This is a genomic window from Pantoea sp. S18 (assembly GCF_045689705.1).
GTDB classification, from domain to species: Bacteria; Pseudomonadota; Gammaproteobacteria; order Enterobacterales; family Enterobacteriaceae; genus Pantoea; species Pantoea symbiotica.
Map to the genome: position 1 here is coordinate 232,151 of NZ_CP142689.1, position 18,539 is coordinate 250,689.

Below are 18,539 nucleotides of genomic sequence, written 5' to 3' on the forward strand. Positions count from 1 at the left end.
ACAAAACCATCGCTACCTCAACGCCTTTTCCCTGTGGGGAAACTTTTTATAAATCAGGAGAAAGGTTCCAGTGAAATTCGCCAAAGGCATGACTATTCTTGCGCTCGCGCTGAGTGCACACACCGCGTTCGCCGCCGATGAATCCGTCCCAACTGACAGCTCAATCCACGTGCAGGCCGATCCCGCGCTGAAAAGTTTGCTGCCTGCGGATGTGGTGAAACGTGGCTACATTGTTGCCGGAACCAACCCCAACACGCCGCCAACCACCTTCTATAAAGAAGACAACAAAACCCTGGCTGGCCGTGAAATCGATATTATGAATGCCGTGGGCGAGCGTCTGGGAATCCAGGTTCAGTGGCGCGACACCGGCGGTTTCGACAACATCATTCCAGGCCTGAAAACCGGACGCTACGATGTTGCGCTTTCTAACATCAACGCCACGCCAGCGCGTGCCAAGATCATCGACTTCGTCGGTTACTACGATGCCAGCCGCCTCGGCATTATCTCGCGTAAAGATGCCAACATCGCGCCATTCAAAGAACTGGCGGATGTATGCGGTAAAGAAGTGGGTGCCGGTTCCGGTACCACGCAGGTCACGCGCCTTGAAGACGCCAGCAAAGCCTGTGAAGCGGCGGGTAAAAAACCAATCAAAGTTTCGGTATTCCCGGATCGTCCAGCTGGCGTGCAGGCGGTGGTAAGCGGTCGCGTGCCAATGTTCCTCGGCCCGTATGAAGGCTTGCTGTGGCAGGTGAAAGTGATCAAACCGCTGACCATGAGCGGCGAAATCACTGTACACGATGCGCCAGTTTCCGTTGCTTTCCCGAAAGATTCTGCGCTTGAGCCCGCCGTACAGGCCGCGCTGAACTCGCTGATCAAAGATGGCAGCTACAACAAGATCCTCGACAACTGGGGCATCGGCTTTGGTGCTGTTAAACAAGCCAAACGCAATCAGGAAATCTTTCAATGAGTGATTTTCACGACCACACCGGCGATTTGAAAATCGTCGGCAAACGTTACTACGGACGCTGGCTGAGTGCGCTGGTGGTGCTGTTGTGCGTGGTGGCGATGGCGAACTCGATGATTAACAATCCACGCTTCGAATGGAGCGTGATTGCGGAGAACTTTACCGGCGAATCGATCCTGCAAGGCGTATTAATGACGCTGCAGCTCACCGCGATCTCTGTGGTGCTGGGTTTTGCTTTTGGTACGGTGCTGGCGCTGATGCGCCTCTCCTCCAATCCGGTGCTGGTGGGCGTGAGCTGGTTTTATACCTGGTTCTTCCGTGGTGTGCCGATGCTGGTGCAACTGTTCCTGTGGTACAACATCGCGGCGCTTTATCCCACCATCGCCTTGTCGATTCCGGGCCTCGGCGAACTCTGGAGCACGCAATCTAACGCGTTAGTCAGCCCATTCAGTGCGGCGGTGATCGCGCTGGTGATGCACCAATCCGCTTATGCCGCTGAAATTGTGCGTGCCGGTATCCAGAGTGTCGGTAACGGCCAACTGGAAGCCGCGCGTGCGCTTGGCTATCGTCCTTCACAGATTTTCCGTCACACCGTGCTGCCGCAGGCGATGCGCGCCATCATGCCGCCAGCCGGCAACGAAATCATTGGTCAGCTGAAAACCACGGCGGTGGTGTCAGTGATCTCGCTGCAGGACGTGCTGTTCTCGGCGCAGATTATTTACCAGCGCACCTATGAAGTGATTCCGCTGCTGCTGGTGGCAACCTTGTGGTATCTGCTGATGACCTCGGTGCTGTCAGTTGGTCAGTTCTATGTGGAACGCTATTTTGGACGTGGCGTCACGCGCCGGGAAAAACGCAGTTTGCTGAAATCGCTGCCAGGTTTCTCAGCGGCGAAAGCAGAAAGGAGCGTCAGCAATGGGTGAAGCGATCGCATTACGTAAAGTCACCAAACGCTTCTCTGGCGTCACCATTCTGGATGAAGTGAATCTGGATATTCCTGCCGGTTCAGTCACGGTGATCCTTGGGCCATCAGGTTCCGGGAAATCCACGCTGCTGCGCTGCATCAACCATCTGGAAAAACTGGATGGCGGCACCATTCGCATCGGCGGCGAGATCATCGGCTATAAGCAGAAAGGCCAGGCGCTGCACGAGTTAAGCAGCGGTGAAGTTGCGCGTCAGCGTGCCGAAATCGGCATGGTGTTCCAGCAGTTCAACCTGTTCCCGCACCGCACCGTGTTGCAAAACATTGTGGATGCGCCGATGCGCGTGAAGAAGCAGAGCCGTCAGCAAGCGACCAGCAAAGCGCTGTCGCTGCTGAAGCAGGTGGGTTTGTCAGGCCGCGAAGAAGAGTGGCCGCAGAATCTCTCCGGCGGACAGCAGCAGCGTGTGGCGATTGCCCGCGCGCTGGCGATGGATCCCGGCGTGATGCTGTTTGATGAACCGACGTCGGCACTCGATCCCGAATTGGTTGGCGAAGTGCTGCAGGTAATTAAACAGCTGGCGCACTCCGGCATCACCATGGTGGTGGTAACGCACGAGATTGGTTTTGCGCGCGAGGTAGCCGACAACATTGTGTTTATGGAAAGTGGCAAAATCGTGGCGGCGGGGCCAACCCAGCAAGTGCTCGACGACCCGGAAAACGGGCGCGTAAGAAACTTTATTGCAACGGTGCTTTAAGCACCGTTTTTCTTTTTTAACACCCGGAAGATGTAGTGCCTCAGCAATGCGCGCAGGTCTGTTGTAGGGCCGCCATTTATGGCGACCTGGATGCGTTGAGCTGACAAGCATGAAGGAAAAAACAATGACGCAAAAACCGGTAATGCACAGCGCCCATTGGGGCGCTTTTCATGCCCAGCAACAGGGCGAACAGCTCACCATCGAACCGTTTAAGGGCGATCCCGATCCTAGCCCGCTGCTGCAAAATTTCCGCAGCGCGTTAAACCATCCGGCGCGCGTATCCCGTCCGATGGTGCGTCGTGGCTGGCTGGAGAACGGACCGGGCCCGGACGATCGTCGCGGCAACGATGAGTACGTCGCGGTGAGCTGGGATGACGCTTACGCGCTGGTGACGCGCGAACTGCAACGCGTCGGCAACACTTATGGCCCGGAAGGCATCTTCGGCGGCTCTTACGGATGGTCAAGCGCGGGCCGCTTCCACCACGCGCAAAGTCAGGTGCATCGCTTCCTCAACACCACTCTCGGCGGCTATGTGCGTTCGGTCAACAGTTACAGCTCCGGCTCAGCATCGGTATTGCTGCCGCACATCGTCGGCGATATGACTGAAATTGCGCGCCGCGGCGTCAGTTGGGAAGAGATCGCCCAGCACAGCGAAATCGTGCTGGCTTTTGGCGGTTTGGCATTGAAAAACTCGCAGGTTGCCAGCGGCGGCTTGAGCGAACACACCGAACGCGGTTTTATGCTTCAGGCGGCGCAGCGCGGCACCCGCTTTATCTCGGTAAGCCCGCTGAAAAGCGATCTGCCTAAAGAAGCGCAGGGCGAATGGCTGGCATTGCGACCGGGCACCGATGCGGCCTTTATTCTCGGCGTGTTATCGGTGTTGATCGCCGAACAGCTGACCGATGAGGCTTTCCTCGCGCGTTACACCGTGGGCTGGCCAGAAATGGCGGCCTATATTCGTGGCGAAGAAGATGGCACGACGCGCGATGCGGCGTGGGCAGCAGAAATTTGTGGCGTCAGCGCTGAGTTCATCAGTGATTTCGCCCGCCAGCTGCACGGCAAACGCGTGCTGGTGACGGTGGCGCATGCCTTGCAGCGCGCCGAAAACGGCGAACAGCCGGTGTGGCTGGGATTGGTGCTGGCGGCCGCGCTCGGTCAGCCGGGCTTGCCGGGCGGTGGCTACACTTATGCGCTTGGCGCGCTGGGCCATTACGGTAAGCATCATAATCTGGTAAGTTTCCCAGCGCTGCCGCAGGGCAAAAATGGCATCGATCGCCTGATTCCAGTGGCACGTATCTCGGATATGTTGCTCAATCCCGGCAAGCAATTTGACTACAATGGTCGCCGCTTAACCTATCCGCACATCCGTCTGGCGTATTGGGCGGGCGGCAATCCGTTCCACCATCATCAGGATCTCGCGCGCCTGCGTCAGGCTTTCTGCCAGCTGGATACGCTAATCGTGCATGAAATCGCCTGGACCGCCAGCGCGCGCCATGCCGATATTGTGTTGCCCGCCACCATGACGCTGGAACGCGAAGACATCGGCGGCGCACCCACCGATCGCCACTTGTTTGCCATGCAGCCGGTGGCGCAACCGTTCGGCGAAGCCAAAGATGATTACGCGATTTTCACCGAGCTGGCGCGCCGTTTAGGCCGGGAAGAAGCCTTTACCGAAGGACGCGATACGCGCGGCTGGCTGCAGCATCATTACGCTCAGCTGCAACAGAAGCTGGCGGCGCATCAGGTTGAGATCCCCGACTTCGAGAAGTTCTGGCAACAAGGCGTGCTGGAGTTACCGCAGCTGAAAGATGGCGGCCGCATGATCAACGCGTTTCGTGCCGATCCAGAAGCGTCGCCGCTGCCTACGCCGAGCGGTAAAATCGAAATATTCTCCGCCACCATCGCCAGCTTTAATTATGAAAACTGTCCCGGTCATCCGGTATGGCGCGAGCCGCAGCAGCAACCGAATGCCGATCATCCGTTCTGGCTGATCGCCAATCAGCCGGCGACGCGCTTGCACAGCCAGCTCGATTTTGGTGATTACAGCCTGAGCGGCAAACGCGATGGCCGCGAAGTGTGCAGTTTGCATCCCGCTGATGCGACGGCGTCAGGTATTAACGATGGCGATATTATCGAGCTCTACAACGCGCGCGGCCACGTACTCGCCAGTGCGCGTCTGACCAAAACCATCATGCGCGGCGTAGTGCAGTTGCCGACTGGCGCCTGGTACGATCCGGTCGATCCCACCGCACTGCGTCCACTTTGCCGTCACGGTAATCCTAATGTGCTGACGCTGGATATCGGCACCTCGTCATTGGCACAAGGCTGCAGCGGGCAAATCACCGTAGTGCAGGTGCGTAAATATCGCGGCGAAGTGACGCCGGTACAGGCGTTTAATCCGCCAGGTTCATAATAATTTTCGGCGGGGAAATGTGAAGAGGTCGCCATGAATGGCGACCCTACGATTTAAGTGGGAATTTTGCGCACCGTTAATTACGCTGTGGTTTTCCGGTTTTGCGTCAAATCTTTTACCGTTTCCGCTGCACGTTTTCCGGCGAGGAACGCGTGGTCCGAGTTGTAATATTCCCACTCGCTGTAGCGCCCGGAAAGATGGATGCCTTGTGTCGCCAGCCAGCTGCGAATCAGCGTGACGTTGGCGGTGCGTTGATGGTCGTACACCACATAGGCGTACGGCATATCCACTTCACTGGCGGTCACGATTTCATCATCGGCATTGATGATGCCAACCCGAATACAATCCGCGATGCAGCGTTCAATCAAGGCGTCACCTTCGCAAGGCAGCGGCTGATCGGCGCGATAGGTCATTTCACAAGTCAGGCCAAAACCGCCTTGCGGATTACAGTGCGGGCTGGCATTACCTTGTAAAAAAATGCGGTGGAACAGCGTGTTGCCGGGGTAATAAATCCAGTGCTTATCGTTGATATTAGCCCGTCCAATGCCCAGATTAACGCAGCGCACCGAGATATGGCGCAGCTGCTGCGCCGCTTTCTGCACCGCTTCCGGAGCAAAGCTGCCGATCAATCGCACCAGTTCCGGCAGCGGCAAGGTGCTGATCATCTGGTCATAATGGAACTGTCGACCATCACTCAACAGCACGCGTCGTTGCAGCGGCTGGATCTCGCTGACGTCCGCTTCCCTCTCCAGCGCGCAATTAAGATGGGGCAGAAATCCTTCCATCAGCGCCTGAAAACCGCCGCGCAGCGGATAGCCAAAGCGCGCGTTGGGACCGACCGGTTTATCCAGCGGCGCCAGCGCGCCGGAGATGATCTGCTCCAAATCCGGTAGCGGCACGCGTCCGCCGAGCCAAGAGGTTTCCATATTCACCAGCGGAGTTTTCCACAGTTTCTGGTTATACGGCAGGGCGAAATGCCGGGCGATGCCTTTGCCCCAGGTACGGAAAATAAAGCTCTCAAAATCTTCGCTCTCTGGCTGACAGGCCTGGCTTTCACCATCCGGGATGGCGCCATCGGCGCAGCAATCACGACGCGCTTCGGTGGCGACCGCCTGCAAAGCGGGAGGCGACGCATAACGCGCTTCAATCGCGCCCAACACGCATTCGCCAATCACCTCGGCGGGCAAACCGTGCAGCGCCGACTGGAACGGATAACGGGTGTAAACATCATGGCTGTAAACCCAGGCTTCACGCGTTTGCCAGTGCTGATTGTCGCCCAGCAAGATGTCGTACAGGCGCAACACGTAAGGATCGTTGGAGAACATGATGTGGCCGGCGTGATCGAAGGTGAATCCCTGATCCTCGACCGAACGGCACCAGCCGCCCACGCTGGCATTTTTCTCCAGCACCACCGCGCCCGCGCCATAGTGATAACCGGCGCTCAATCCGGTTGGCCCGGCACCCAGAATCAAGCACTCAACTGTATTATGCGCCAGCGCGGGTGGACGGGCGGCAGTCACGTCGGGATGGGAAATCGGGCGTTTCGACAGTGCAACGATATGCGCCTGCATCTCCTCGACGGTGCGATCCCACGAGGTTTCCGCTACGCGCATCGCCATGTTTTTCGCCAGCTGGTAGCGGGTTTCCAGCGGCATGTTGAGCGCGGCATCGCAGGCCTGAATAAAGCTCTGATGTGAATCGGCGATGTTTACCACCTCGGCGTAATGGCGCGCCACATCGGCAATCGCGGTACTCACGATCGGCAACTGCGCCGCCATGTACTCCAGCACTTTGGTCGGGCTGATAAAACGCGTCGATTGATTCAGTGCGAACGGCATCAGGCACAGATCCCAGCCGGCGAGAAAGTGCGGCAAGGCGGCATACGGTTGCTGACCGAACCAATGCAGATTGCTGCGCTGGGGCAGGCTGGCGGCATCAATTTTCACCACTGGGCCGACCATCACAATCTGCCAGTCGGGATGCGCATCTGCCAGCGCGGCAATCAACGTCAAATCGAGACGTTCATCAATCACGCCGTAATAGCCGAGGCGCGGCTTTGGCAGATTTTCCTGCAGCGGATGGCTGTTAGTGCGGTCCAGCGCCTGTTCAAAATGTCCTGCATCGACGCTGCTTGGGCAGCAGTAAACATTCGCATGGCGATGTTTCTTCGCTTCATACAGGCTGGTGCCGCCGGTGAACACCAGATCGGCGCGGCTTAACAGCGCCGATTCACGCTGCTGCAGCTGGCGCGGTGCCTGGTTGAAAGCGGAAAGTTCATCCATGCAGTCATAGATAATCGCGCTCGGGGTAAAGCAGGCCAGCAGCGGCAGCGCCATCGGCGTGTAAAACCACACTAGCGGCGTTTCATCGTCATCCAGCAGTTCGGCCAGTAGCGGTTGCAGCACAGCGATTTGGCTGTCATGGAAACCTGGCGCGGCCACATCGGTATGCGGCTCGATCACCGTCACATTGGGTGCTGGCTGATAGTGACGTAACGCGGCTTCACCGGGCTGATAAATCGGCTCTTCGATAAACACAATGCGGTGGAACTGGGCGAGGCGCGACAACAGATGCTGTGGACGTTGAAAAACAAATCCCCAACGTAAATGACTGAATACCACTAATACGGATTGTTTCATGACGCTTTCCTCTGGCCTGCTGTTTGGAATGATAAGTCTCTGAAAACGGGCTAATACTCGTTGTGATTGCTGTAATGACGCGGCATAAACCGGGTTCAGCAGACGCTTTTTGTGAGGATCGACATCCCACAATCCGCTGCGTGGCCAGTCTTCGAGATCTTCCCAAAGCGGGCGATCGATAATCGGGTAGAGGCAGATGCCGCGAATATCACAGCCGTTGAGCTGGGCTTGCGCGACATCAGCGGTCACTTGTGCAAGCCAGGCGGCGCGTCCGCTGCCGACGTGGCTGGTTTCCGCCAGCAAAATGGGCCGTTGATAACGCTCGGTTAACTGCGCCAGCAGCGGATGCAGCGGCACGCGGCGCGCATCGCCCAGATGCCATTCCAGTCGACAGCCGGACCCGGTGAGCCACTGATTGCCGTGGTAATAATTGGCGCCAACCACATCGAGATAGTGCGGCTTGCCGCCGAGTTCCGGTTCACGCAAACCGGCGATCATGTCCCACGCCTGATATTGCGAAGCGTTGATATCGCGGGTGCGCTGTCGACACGCATCGCTGTCTTCATCCGGCACCACATGAATAATCGGGTCGCAGTGCAGGAAACGCGCACGCGGATCGGCGCGGCGAATGGCAGCGCAACCCGCCAGCGTGGCGCGAATTAATTGACGTTTAATCTCATCGGGATCGCTGTGTGCATTATTGCCAAACAAGCCGACAGAAATTCCCCATGCCATAAACGAGATTTCATTCATCGGTGAATAAATCGGTGCCTCTTCATAATATTCAGCGAGAAAAAGCGCCATGCGCTGACAAAAAGCGGCGAAGCGCGGTACAAATTGGCTGGAAAATAAGGTTAAGTCGTCCGGCCAGCCGTAATGACAAAAGGTCCAGTTAATTTGCATGCCAAATGAGCGCGCTGAATTCATGCGTTTTTTTAAACTTTCGAGCGTGGCTTGCGGTTCCATTTCCGCCAGTCGCCAGCCAATACTTTCGCGGGCGGAGGTAATGCCAAACTGCTGCAGCGCGGCGTAATCGTTATGGTATTGCGATAAATGGTCGGTCAGCGCATTCATTGAAAGCCGTTCGCCGAAGGGATTGATATGATCCGCTCCCTCATAACCGGCTTGCCAAAAGCTGGAAAATGGCGGCATGGTGTTCCCCCGGAATAAAATTCAGGAAAGTGAAATAAATAAAAGAAGTTAACTGCTTTTTTTATGGGGCGCGCATGAATGCGCGCCTTACGGAAATAGCACGAATCTCGTAGGGTCGCCATTAATGGCGACCTAAAAGTTGCTATTGAGCCTAATTAAAATTATAACCACGCTTTAGCTTAACGCAAATCACTGAGATGAAAAGAATATAAGCCAAGCGTTGGTTTTACTTATATAAGTGAAGCGGCATGAGAAGTTGAATAATTAATTACTTCACTATTTCTTACGCTTAACTCACATAATGAAAAGAAGGACGATTCTTAATTAATTTCGTCACTACACTTTAATTAACCCACTTCGGGTTTACGGAGGGTCCTATGTCAGAACGTCCAGATGATGATGATGTAATTCCACTGCCAGGTGATGATGAAACATTACCCGACGAAGATGATGATTTACCCCGCGATACTGAATTCCCTGAAGATCAGCAACCTAAAATCTGAAAATGGGTCGAGCCGCCGCTGGCGGCTCACTATTTAGAGTGCACTCTGCTGTAATTCCCCCATAATACCTCTCCAGGATTCATTTATTTTTTTAACACTTAAGGGAGAGATACGATGGTCAACGACTATTTCACACAGCCAGCGATAGGCGTAACGGTTGAGCAACATAAGCGCACCGTTGCGGTTGCGGCGGCATTAGCGGTGGCAAAAGAGTCAGTTAGCGCCTCAACCTCTGCCAGCGGATCAAAGGCATCGTGGGATTTGCAGGCGGTTGCCAATGAGATCGCAAATCTGGCCGATGCCATTCAGGATGCGCTGGAGCCGGTCGAAACGCTCTAACTCAGCAACTGGGTTAATTGCGCCAGATGCGCGCTGTTAGCCAGCTCGCTGCTACTAAGCAGTTGTTGCTGGCGTTGCGCAGATTCCTGCTGCAGTGCCGCACGCAGCTTACCTGCCACATCCACCGCATCGGCCAGCGATTGCTGACGTGTGCGGTGATGCTGCAACTGCGAGCCATCGCGAAGCGTAATCGTCACCAGATGAAAACGCAGCGCCGGGTTAATCGCATCCGGCGGCGCATTTTCATCTGGCGTACGAAGTACTTTGGCCGCCAGCGGCATCACTTCCTGATTCAACTCGCCTTCGGCAAAATCCTGCAAGCGCAAATCGCCATAAATCAGCATCGCGGCAATCACGTATTCCAGACTGAAACGCGCTTCAATGCCGTTGGTCGGAACGCGCACCGATGCGGCAATATCGCCGCCCGGCGGAAACGCCACGCTGATCTCGCTAATGCTTTCCAGCAAACTTTCCAGTGATTTACCACTCGCCAGCCATTCATTGCGCAAAATGCGCGTGGCTTCGGCGGCGCTGTGCGTACCGGCGCAGGTGGGGAAGGGTTTGAACTCCAGTCCAGGCGTAACGATACGCCACGGCTGCGCCCAGTTCTCAATCAGCTTTTCCGGCTGCGCCTGGCCGTTGCTGGTGGCAGAGATAAAGGCTTCAATCACGCCATCCTGCTTGCCATCAAAACCCGCCAGCGTCAGTTGTGCGGCGGTCACCGCGCGTTCAGCTGCAAACCCGGCGTGCAGCGGCTTCACCGCCGAACCAAACTGTGCGCGTAAACCACTGGCCTGCGTGGTGGCGATGCCGAGCAGCGTTGCGGTGGCAGAGACATCTAAAGCCAGCAACCGCGCCAGCGCGGCGGCGGCGGCAACCGTGCCGAGCGTCGCGGTATTGTGATTACCTAAGGCGTAATGCTGCTGGCTGACGGCGAGACCTAAACGTCCGGCGACTTCAACGCCAATCGCGTAGGCATCAAGGAACTGATCCAGCTCAGAAGGCTGCAGCTGCTGCCAGGCAAACAGCGCGGGCAGAATCACCACGCTGGGATGTCCGCGAAAATCCGCGTGAAAATCATCATAATCCAGCGCGTGGCTGGCATAGCCGAGCAGCAGCGCGTGAGATCGCGCACTGCCGTCACCATACACGCCGCGCAGCGCCGGTAAACCGCTATCCGGCACTTGGCCTTGCAATACCGGCCAGCTGACGGCGAGGAAATCACGCACGCCTTGGCGCGCGGCATCGCGTGCGACGGTGTCCGATTGGCTGTTAACAATGCGCTCAGCCAGCGCGGCAGTCAGGTTCATCAGCTCACGCTCTTCAGGGCCGCGACCGCCAGATTGGCGAGATAGCGCGACGTCGGCAGCAGCACATCATCATTGATGCGGAACGCCGGATGGTGCAGCGCATAAGGCTCGCCGGTGCCAATCATCATGAACGCGCCTGGCAGCTGTTGCTGATAGAACGCGAAGTCTTCGCCGATCGGGCTGGCTTCCACCACGCGCGCCTCAAAGCCGCTGGCGCTGGCCTGCTGCAAGGCAAAATCGGCCCAGTGCGCGTCATTCACCACCGAAGGCGGACCTGCGTGCCAGTTGAATTTCACCTCGGCGGCAAAGGCTGCGCCGATACCTTGCACGATCTCACGGAAGCGCTGCTCAAGACGTTCGCGCGTTTGCTGCGAGAAGGAGCGCACCGTGCCTTCCAGCCAGGCGCTATCCGGAATCACGTTCCAGGTGCTGCCGCTGTGAATCTGGGTGATTGAGACCACCGCGTTATCGCCGGATGGCGCATTGCGGCTGATCAGCGTTTGCGCAGCCGAGACGATTTGCGCGGCAATCACAATCGGATCGTTGCCCTGATGCGGTTTGGCAGCGTGGCTACCAATGCCGGTGATGCTGATATCAAAGCGATCAACCGCTGCGGTTAACGGACCGGCTTTACTGCCAATCACGCCTGGCGGCAGCGACGGATCGTTGTGGATGCCGAAAATAGCCACCGCATCATCCAGCGCGCCGGTAGCAATCACATCGGGCGCGCCCTGGCCGGTCTCTTCCGCAGCCTGGAACAGAATGCGCACGCGACCTGGCAGCGTATCTTCTTGCTGTTTAAGCAAAATCGCTGCACCCAGCGCCGCCGAACTATGGAAGTCGTGGCCGCAGGCGTGCATTACGCCGGGACGCTCAGATCGGAAGCTCACATCTGACTGCTCTTCAATCGGCAACGCATCGATATCAGAACGTAGCACCATCAGCGGACCGTTTTCACGGCCTATTTCAGCGACTAAACCGGTTTTGAGTGGCAGATCCAGCACGCGAATCTGGTGTTTCTCTAATTGCTGACGAATACGTGCGGTGGTTTCAAACTCTTGATTGGAGAGCTCGGGAAAACGGTGTAGTTCATGACGGAAAGCGATCAGCTGTTCGCCTAAGGTGTCGAGTGATTGGCTCATGCTGTTACTCCTTGTTGCGCCGCCTGGCGTGTTAACCACGCATCGTGGGCGGCTTCATCCAGTACTTTCTTCATATATTGCGTGATGTGGCCTTTGCCGAGATCGGTAGTGTGCATCAGCTGGAAACCGCGCTTTTTGTACATCTCGATCAGCCACGGATGGCTGGTGGCGGTGCCGAGCGACACTGCAGGTGCACGTAATTGGCCCAGCAGAATCTCCTGCTCGAGGCGATCCTGCACCTGACGACCGTATTGATTGCCGGGATAATCGGGATGCGCGCCAAACCAGCCGATGTGCGGCAGGCCAAACGGGCCGGGCAGCGGTCCCCACGGATAACGTACGGTAACGGATGAGACCATCACCTCATCGGCATACAGGGCATAAACACCGTGGCTTTGCAGATGACGCAACGTTTTGGCAAGGTCGGCGGTGGCGGCATCAAACTTGATGCCCAGCGCCAGCGTAGGCGCATACGCGGCATGCATCAGCGCCTGATAGGTTTCCACCTCGTCTTCTCTTACCTGACGAAATTCAAGTGACATAGACATCCCCGGAAAAATATGCGCTTTTGTAGGGTCGCCATTAATGGCGACCTAACAGGCGTCCATACAAAGAGATCAGATTACCAGCAAAGCCATTCCCCGCTATATGTGAAAAATAACTAAGCTAATGTGAATTTGTGAAAATGAAATCGCCCCTTTTGCATTGCTTAAATCGTTATTTACCGTAGTATGCAGAAAATACATAGCGCTATAACTATTCTGTATTAACCCTCTGAATTATCTTAATTTAATCCGTTATAGCCTTATTCTTAATCAGGGTGACGCCGTGTTAGCGATCAAATCTCCGCGTGCATATGCACATGAATCCGGTTTGCGTGCGCGCGCCGGTGAATTTATCAAACCTTACGCTTCCCATATTCGCATCTTTACTTCTCCTCGCGCCTGGCAGGCGGTTAATCCGGAATTAACTCAGAGCCTTGAAGCCAATGCTATTCGCTGGGAAATAGAGTATCTGACCGGTGAATGCACCGATGCCGCGATTGAAACCCTGAAGCAAAATGTCGAGCAGCAGGGCGCTGAACTGCTGTTTGCGGTCGGCGGCGGACGCGTGCTGGATGCGGCGAAAGCAGTTGGTAGCCAGCTGCCCGATCTCAAAGTAATCAACTTCGCCACGGTTGCGGCGACCTGCGCGGCCTGGTCGCCAGTAGCGATTGTTTACAATGAGCACGGCGGCCATGTGCGCAGCCAGCCGCTAGGCAAAATGCCGGATTTGGTGCTGGTGGATAGCGAGATTATCGCGCGCAGCGATGTGCGCTATCTGAAGGCCGGCATCGTTGATGCGCTGGCAAAATATTACGAGTTCTACCCTTATCAGCGTAACAATCCCAACGATCTGGCGCTGGATCTCAAAGTAATGACTGCCAAACGCGCGCTGGACCTCTATCGCGAGCTGGGTGCAGCGGCGGTTGCCGCTAACGAACAGCAGATTGTCACGCCAGAGCTGGTGAAAATCATCGATGCCAATATCGTGTTGGCCGGATTAGCCAACAGCGTGCGCGATGTGCTGCCAACGCCTGGTTTTGCCCACGCCATCCACAATCGTCTGACGCATCAGCCGGAACTGCACGAATGGCTGCACGGCGAAAAAGTGGGTTACAGCCTGCTGGTGCAATCGCTGATTGAGCATAACGGCGTGCCGGATGCCGATCTGCTGGCGCTGCTGCGTGAGTACGATATGCCGCTGACCTTAGCGCCGCTAACCGGCGACCGCAGGGCGACGATCCGTACCATCGCGGAACAAATTAAATTCCCGGCGGCCAGCGCCGAACGTCTGCCATTCCGCATCTCTGCTGATGCGCTGGAACAGGCGCTGCTGGCGACCGAGAACACGTTTTAAATCGCACCACTTTTAATTGACCAGGACAAATTAATGGCTAACTCACAACAACAACGCCGCATCCGTTTAGGCCTTTTCGTGCAGCCGGTAGGACAACATGTCAGCGGCTGGCGCCTGACAGAAAAGCTTGGCGATCCGACCGATATTGACTGGCTGATCACCATCGCCAAAAAAGCCGAAGCCGGTAAATTCGATCTGTTCTTCGTTGGCGATGCACTGGCCACCAGCATGTATCGCCTGCCATCGACCATGGCGCGCCTTGAGCCGCTGACCATGTTGTCGGCGCTGGCGGTCAACACTAAACGCATCGGTCTGGCGGCAACCGCGTCCACCACCTTCAGCGATCCGTTCACCATGGCGCGCAGCTTCTCCTCGCTGGACCATATCAGCCGTGGTCGCGCCGCGTGGAACGTGGTGACCTCGTTCTCCGCCGATGTGGCACGCAACTTTAGCCGCAACGATATGCCGAACCACGCCGAGCGTTATGCGCGTGCGCGTGAATTCCTCGAAGTAGCGGAAAAACTGTGGGCCGGCTGGGAAGAGGGCGCGGTGCAGCCGAATAAAGAGACCGGCGCGTACTTTGTTGATGACAAAATCCAGCCGATTAACCACCAAGGCGAGCACTTCCAGGTGCAAGGTCCACTGAACATCACCCGCTCACCGCAAGGTCGTCCGGTGATCATCGAAGCCGGTTCGTCCGCCGATGGCCAGAAACTGGCGGCGGAAACCGCAGAAGTGATCTTCACCGCTGCGGCTAGCCTCGAAGAGGCACAAACCTTCTATCGTTCACAGAAAGATCAGGTGATTGCCGCCGGACGTAATCCGGATCATGTGGTGATCATGCCGGGCGTGATGCCGATTGTTGGCCGCACGCGTGAAGAAGCCAAAGCGCTGTGGAAAGAGCTCAACACGCTGGTGGATATCGAAAACGGTCTGCGTCAGCTGTCGCTGCGTTTCAGCATGGATCTCAGCCAGTTCCCGCTTGATGGTCCGGTGCCAGAAGTGCCGCTGGGCGAAGGTAACCAGAGCCGAGTAAAACTGATGACCGACATGGCGAAGCGTGAAAATCTGACGCTGCGCGAGCTGGCGGCGGTGGCTGCCGGTTCACGTGGACATCGCGTGATTGTCGGCACCGCTGAAGATATCGCCGATGATTTCGAGCTGTGGCTGAACGAGGGCGGCGCGGATGGCTTCAACATCATGCCGGCGATTATGTCCGAGCAGCTGGATCTGTTTGTTGAGCTGGTGATTCCGGAACTGCGCCGTCGCGGCCTGTTCCGTGATGATTACGAGTTCGCCACGCTGCGTGAAAACCTCGGCTTGCCGGTGGCATAACCCATTCAGGAGCTCAACATGGTCACCTTATCCAGGCGTGTGCAGTCCGTGTCGCTCTCTGCCAATGCTGCGGCGCGTCAACTGACGCGCCAGCTAAAAGAGCAGGGCGTCGATATTCTCGATCTCACCACCGGTGAGCCAGATTTTGATACGCCACAGCACATTCGTCAGGCGGCGGTGGCGGCGATGGAAGCCGGTGAAACGCGTTACACGCCAACCAACGGCACCACGCCGCTGCGCAAAGCGGTGATAGCCAAGCTGAAGAATGAAAACCAGCTGGATTACGAGCTGGGGCAAATCTGCATCGCTAACGGTGCCAAGCAGATCATCTTCAACGCCTTTGCTGCCACGCTGAATGAGGGCGATGAGGTGATTGTGCCGGTACCGTACTGGCCGACCTTCCCGGATAGCGTGCGTTTCAACGGCGGCGAAGCGGTGCTGCTTGAGTGTCCGCTTGAGCAGGAATACAAGTTGCAGCCGCAGCAGCTGGCGCAGGCAATCACCAGTAAAACCCGCTGGCTGGTGCTGAACAATCCCGGTAATCCTTCCGGCATGGTGTACAGCGCTGATGAGCTGACCGCGCTAGCGACAGTGCTACGCGATCATCCTGATGTGCTGATCATGTTGGATGAACTCTACGAACATATTCTGTTTGATGGCCGTGAACACGTCAGCCTGCTGCACGTCGCGCCGGATTTAGCCGAGCGCATTCTGCTGGTGGGCGGCGTGTCGAAAACCTACGCCATGACCGGCTGGCGCATCGGCTTCGGTGCCGGGCCAAAAGCCTTGATCGACGCGATGGTGGTGGTGCAGTCGCAAAACAGTTCCGGTGCCAGCGCCATTAGTCAGGCTGCGGCGGTGGCGGCGTATAACGGTGGACTCGACTTCCTGCCGCCGCAACGCACGGCTTATCAGGATCGCCGCGATGCGATTATGACGTTCTTAAAGCCGGTGCAGGAAATTGACGTGCTAAACCCAGATGGCGCGTTCTTTATTTTCTGCCGCTGCGCTGGTTTATTGGGCAAAACGCGTCCCGATGGTCAGAAGATCGAAAGCGAGCAAGATGTGATGAATTATCTGCTGGAAAGCGGTGTATCGGGCGTGGCGGGCAGTGCGTACGGCTTATCGCCTTATTTCCGCTTATCAATTGCCACTGATATTGCAACAGTGCGTGAAGCGGGTCGTAGAATTGCGCAGGCCTGTGCGGCATTAAGCTAATTCCTGCTAGATTCGCCAGATAATTCTTAGGTTTTATCTGGCGTCTTATCGCAATAACTTCAAGAGTAAATTAACAACTTTCCAACACGCCCTTCATCACGCATAATGCGTTTTTTCATTATTTCCGGTTATTATTTCATGTCTAAATTATCTTTGAATCTCAATACCGCTTTGATTAGCGGCCTGGCTATTTTCGCGCCGCTGCAAGCCATGGCAAATACAGAAACTTCTCAGGCACCGATCATTATTCAGGGCGCGATGCCGGTTGAAGCCGAGCATTTCGCCGCCAAACTGGAAAACGCTAAAGAGCGTCAGATTGGCGAATGGCGTTTCTGGCAGGGCACGGTTGATGGTTATCCGGTGATTGTTTCTGAAACGCTGAAAGGCATGTCAAATGTCGCGGCGGCAACCTCGATTGCTGCAGTTGAATTCAAACCTAAAGCCATCATTAATCAGGGCACTGCAGGCGGTCACGATCCGGCACTACACGTCTATGACATCGTCGTGGGCAAATATTCGGTCAACCTCGGCGCGTTTAAAACGCCGCACAAGTTGCAAGGCGCGGGCAGTAATTCCGTTGAGTGGAAACCGATGGATTTGATGGCCTCAAAAGGCAGCGCGGGTGAAGATAAAAATGCCCACAGCATTCGTCAGTTTGCCGCCGATCCACAGCTGATGAAAGCCGCCGAGCAGGCGATGCCGGCTTACACCAAAGGCAAAGTGGTGGAAGGCGTGATTGGATCGGCTGATGTGTGGAACAGCGAATTGGACCGTATTCGCTTCTTCCATGAGAATTTCAACACCTCCGTTGAGGAGATGGAAACCGCGTCGGCTGCGCAGATCTCATCGCTGTTTAATATCCCGTTTATCGGTATTCGTGTGTTATCTAACAACATCACCAATGACGGTAAGTATGATGCGCAAACAGGTATCGCTTGCCAGGATTATGTCTACGACGTTTTAAAAGCGTATATCAAACAGATTAACGCTCGGAAGTAATAAGTAAAAAACGCAGCACTTGTGCTGCGTTTATTTGTTCACGCTCGGTACTGCATGCGGCCGATTAAATCAGGAAATCATCCATCGAACCGCCAGCTTCCAGTGCGGCTTTAATCGGTGATGGCGTGCGGCCCTGGCCGGTCCACAATTTCTCATTACCCTGTTCGTCGATGAACTTATACTTCGCAGGACGCGGCGCGCGTTTCGACTTGGGTTTGCTTTCCTGAGTATTTAATTGCGCCAGGTCACTAATATCGATACCGTCTTTCAACAACATCTCTTTATACAGCGCCAGTTTTTCTTCTTTTTCGCGCTGGGCTGCAGTTTCTGCTTCCGCTTCTTCACGGCGTTCTGCGACTACCACGGCGAATTTTTCCAGCATCTCTTCTAATGCTGCGACATCAATATTACGCGCTTCGGCACGCAGCGTACGAAGATTGTTCAATGCGTTAAGTGCATCGCTCATGAATAAATCCTTATTACTTATTGGACTAGTGTAAAGGAGAGCATTCTACGAGATTTTTTGCCAAATTAAAATCATCTGTCGTAGACAGAATTGTCCGGAAAATATCCGGACGATCAGACGTTTCTTTATATTGGCTGGCGTGTTTTCAAGCTGTTTGGCTTATTCACGTTATGTTTTTGAGTAATGAGAATAATAGTTGCTGCATTATTCAGCGTTTTAATGCGTTGTATGTGAAGGTCGCCATGAATGGCGACCTACAAATAGTATGTGTGCTGGAATCTGTTCAATTTCACATAGTTGACGAAAATCCCTGCATGAACCTTCCTGAAAATAACGCTTATCAACTATTACTCGTTGAAGAATAAGGCGTTTCACAAAGTGTAAAAGTGTCAGTAAACCGGTAACAATTTCTTGCATTGTAAACCTTAATGCGTATATTTCTCATTTGCTTTCTTAACGGCTTCCTTACTGTCGTTCCTCTTT

General features: G+C 55.5%; 15 protein-coding genes. 10 read left to right on the forward strand and 5 right to left on the reverse strand.

What is annotated here, in order from left to right; genetic code table 11:
- Nucleotides 1-70 precede the first annotated feature (70 nt).
- The 4 genes from VIJ98_RS20950 to VIJ98_RS20965 all read left to right on the forward strand — a co-directional run bounded on the left by VIJ98_RS20950 (nucleotide 71) and on the right by VIJ98_RS20965 (nucleotide 5,054).
- Complete coding sequence (locus tag VIJ98_RS20950) at nucleotides 71-967, forward strand: ABC transporter substrate-binding protein (RefSeq protein ID WP_008110205.1); 897 nt, start codon at nucleotides 71-73, stop codon at nucleotides 965-967.
- On the forward strand, nucleotides 964-1,887 hold the full coding sequence (locus VIJ98_RS20955; RefSeq protein ID WP_008110207.1) for an amino acid ABC transporter permease: 924 nt from the start codon (nucleotides 964-966) through the stop codon (nucleotides 1,885-1,887). Before VIJ98_RS20950 ends, VIJ98_RS20955 begins: the two co-directional genes overlap by 4 nt.
- A complete protein-coding gene (locus VIJ98_RS20960; protein WP_061719602.1) occupies nucleotides 1,880-2,641 on the forward strand; it encodes an amino acid ABC transporter ATP-binding protein in 762 nt (253 codons plus the stop codon). The genes VIJ98_RS20955 and VIJ98_RS20960 overlap by 8 nt, the downstream gene beginning before the upstream one ends.
- A 124-nt stretch (nucleotides 2,642-2,765) precedes the next feature.
- The gene (locus tag VIJ98_RS20965) at nucleotides 2,766-5,054 is read left to right on the forward strand and encodes a molybdopterin-dependent oxidoreductase (protein ID WP_323271339.1); all 2,289 of its coding nucleotides are present in this window, start codon (nucleotides 2,766-2,768) and stop codon (nucleotides 5,052-5,054) included.
- A gap of 80 nt (nucleotides 5,055-5,134) precedes the next feature.
- Here VIJ98_RS20965 and VIJ98_RS20970 read toward each other — a convergent pair whose 3' ends face one another.
- Nucleotides 5,135-8,845, reverse strand: coding sequence for an FAD-dependent oxidoreductase (locus VIJ98_RS20970; RefSeq protein ID WP_323271340.1), 3,711 nt, complete (start codon nucleotides 8,843-8,845; stop codon nucleotides 5,135-5,137).
- Nucleotides 8,846-9,222: 377 nt separating this feature from the next.
- Here VIJ98_RS20970 and VIJ98_RS20975 point away from each other — a divergent pair, with 377 nt between their 5' ends.
- On the forward strand, nucleotides 9,223-9,348 hold the full coding sequence (locus VIJ98_RS20975) for a hypothetical protein (protein WP_008103156.1): 126 nt from the start codon (nucleotides 9,223-9,225) through the stop codon (nucleotides 9,346-9,348).
- A gap of 114 nt (nucleotides 9,349-9,462) precedes the next feature.
- Nucleotides 9,463-9,687 carry a hypothetical protein gene (locus VIJ98_RS20980; RefSeq protein WP_008103158.1) on the forward strand — a complete coding sequence of 75 codons (225 nt, stop codon included), beginning with the start codon at nucleotides 9,463-9,465 and terminating at the stop codon, nucleotides 9,685-9,687.
- Here the strand turns inward: VIJ98_RS20980 and VIJ98_RS20985 are convergent.
- Genes VIJ98_RS20985 through VIJ98_RS20995 form a run of 3 tightly spaced genes read right to left on the reverse strand, consistent with a single transcriptional unit; the run spans nucleotide 9,684 to nucleotide 12,681 of the window.
- On the reverse strand, nucleotides 9,684-10,997 hold the full coding sequence (locus VIJ98_RS20985; RefSeq protein WP_323271341.1) for an MmgE/PrpD family protein: 1,314 nt from the start codon (nucleotides 10,995-10,997) through the stop codon (nucleotides 9,684-9,686). The two genes, VIJ98_RS20980 and VIJ98_RS20985, sit on opposite strands and share 4 nt — an antisense overlap.
- The gene (locus VIJ98_RS20990; RefSeq protein WP_323271342.1) at nucleotides 10,997-12,139 is read right to left on the reverse strand and encodes an amidohydrolase; all 1,143 of its coding nucleotides are present in this window, start codon (nucleotides 12,137-12,139) and stop codon (nucleotides 10,997-10,999) included. Before VIJ98_RS20990 ends, VIJ98_RS20985 begins: the two co-directional genes overlap by 1 nt.
- A complete protein-coding gene (locus VIJ98_RS20995; protein ID WP_323271343.1) occupies nucleotides 12,136-12,681 on the reverse strand; it encodes a GNAT family N-acetyltransferase in 546 nt (181 codons plus the stop codon). Before VIJ98_RS20995 ends, VIJ98_RS20990 begins: the two co-directional genes overlap by 4 nt.
- Before the next feature lie 286 nt (nucleotides 12,682-12,967).
- Here VIJ98_RS20995 and VIJ98_RS21000 point away from each other — a divergent pair, with 286 nt between their 5' ends.
- From VIJ98_RS21000 to VIJ98_RS21015, 4 genes are all read left to right on the forward strand, one after another.
- Entirely contained in the window at nucleotides 12,968-14,038 is a 1,071-nt protein-coding gene (locus VIJ98_RS21000; protein ID WP_323271344.1) for an iron-containing alcohol dehydrogenase family protein, read from the forward strand.
- 33 nt (nucleotides 14,039-14,071) lie between these two features.
- Nucleotides 14,072-15,373: an LLM class flavin-dependent oxidoreductase gene (locus VIJ98_RS21005; RefSeq protein WP_008109483.1), complete on the forward strand. Its 1,302-nt coding sequence runs from the start codon at nucleotides 14,072-14,074 to the stop codon at nucleotides 15,371-15,373.
- Between the two features lie 18 nt (nucleotides 15,374-15,391).
- On the forward strand, nucleotides 15,392-16,591 hold the full coding sequence (locus tag VIJ98_RS21010; RefSeq protein WP_323271345.1) for an aminotransferase class I/II-fold pyridoxal phosphate-dependent enzyme: 1,200 nt from the start codon (nucleotides 15,392-15,394) through the stop codon (nucleotides 16,589-16,591).
- Nucleotides 16,592-16,729: 138 nt separating this feature from the next.
- Nucleotides 16,730-17,590 carry a 5'-methylthioadenosine/S-adenosylhomocysteine nucleosidase gene (locus VIJ98_RS21015; RefSeq protein ID WP_323271346.1) on the forward strand — a complete coding sequence of 287 codons (861 nt, stop codon included), beginning with the start codon at nucleotides 16,730-16,732 and terminating at the stop codon, nucleotides 17,588-17,590.
- A gap of 64 nt (nucleotides 17,591-17,654) precedes the next feature.
- On the opposite strand, the gene VIJ98_RS21020 is transcribed toward VIJ98_RS21015, so the two are convergent.
- Nucleotides 17,655-18,056 carry an H-NS family nucleoid-associated regulatory protein gene (locus tag VIJ98_RS21020; RefSeq protein ID WP_258145673.1) on the reverse strand — a complete coding sequence of 134 codons (402 nt, stop codon included), beginning with the start codon at nucleotides 18,054-18,056 and terminating at the stop codon, nucleotides 17,655-17,657.
- Nucleotides 18,057-18,539: the final 483 nt, after the last annotated feature.

Excerpts from the sequence above, each read along its gene's own strand:
- VIJ98_RS20955 (WP_008110207.1), top strand. The coding sequence starts at position 964 with ATGAGTGATTTTCACGACCACACCGGCGATTTGAAAATCGTCGGCAAA.
- VIJ98_RS20960 (WP_061719602.1), top strand. The coding sequence starts at position 1,880 with ATGGGTGAAGCGATCGCATTACGTAAAGTCACCAAACGCTTCTCTGGC.
- VIJ98_RS20965 (WP_323271339.1), top strand. The coding sequence starts at position 2,766 with ATGACGCAAAAACCGGTAATGCACAGCGCCCATTGGGGCGCTTTTCAT.
- VIJ98_RS20970 (WP_323271340.1), bottom strand. The coding sequence starts at position 8,845 with ATGCCGCCATTTTCCAGCTTTTGGCAAGCCGGTTATGAGGGAGCGGAT.
- VIJ98_RS20975 (WP_008103156.1), top strand. The coding sequence starts at position 9,223 with ATGTCAGAACGTCCAGATGATGATGATGTAATTCCACTGCCAGGTGAT.
- VIJ98_RS20980 (WP_008103158.1), top strand. The coding sequence starts at position 9,463 with ATGGTCAACGACTATTTCACACAGCCAGCGATAGGCGTAACGGTTGAG.
- VIJ98_RS20985 (WP_323271341.1), bottom strand. The coding sequence starts at position 10,997 with ATGAACCTGACTGCCGCGCTGGCTGAGCGCATTGTTAACAGCCAATCG.
- VIJ98_RS20990 (WP_323271342.1), bottom strand. The coding sequence starts at position 12,139 with ATGAGCCAATCACTCGACACCTTAGGCGAACAGCTGATCGCTTTCCGT.
- VIJ98_RS20995 (WP_323271343.1), bottom strand. The coding sequence starts at position 12,681 with ATGTCACTTGAATTTCGTCAGGTAAGAGAAGACGAGGTGGAAACCTAT.
- VIJ98_RS21005 (WP_008109483.1), top strand. The coding sequence starts at position 14,072 with ATGGCTAACTCACAACAACAACGCCGCATCCGTTTAGGCCTTTTCGTG.
- VIJ98_RS21010 (WP_323271345.1), top strand. The coding sequence starts at position 15,392 with ATGGTCACCTTATCCAGGCGTGTGCAGTCCGTGTCGCTCTCTGCCAAT.
- VIJ98_RS21015 (WP_323271346.1), top strand. The coding sequence starts at position 16,730 with ATGTCTAAATTATCTTTGAATCTCAATACCGCTTTGATTAGCGGCCTG.
- VIJ98_RS21020 (WP_258145673.1), bottom strand. The coding sequence starts at position 18,056 with ATGAGCGATGCACTTAACGCATTGAACAATCTTCGTACGCTGCGTGCC.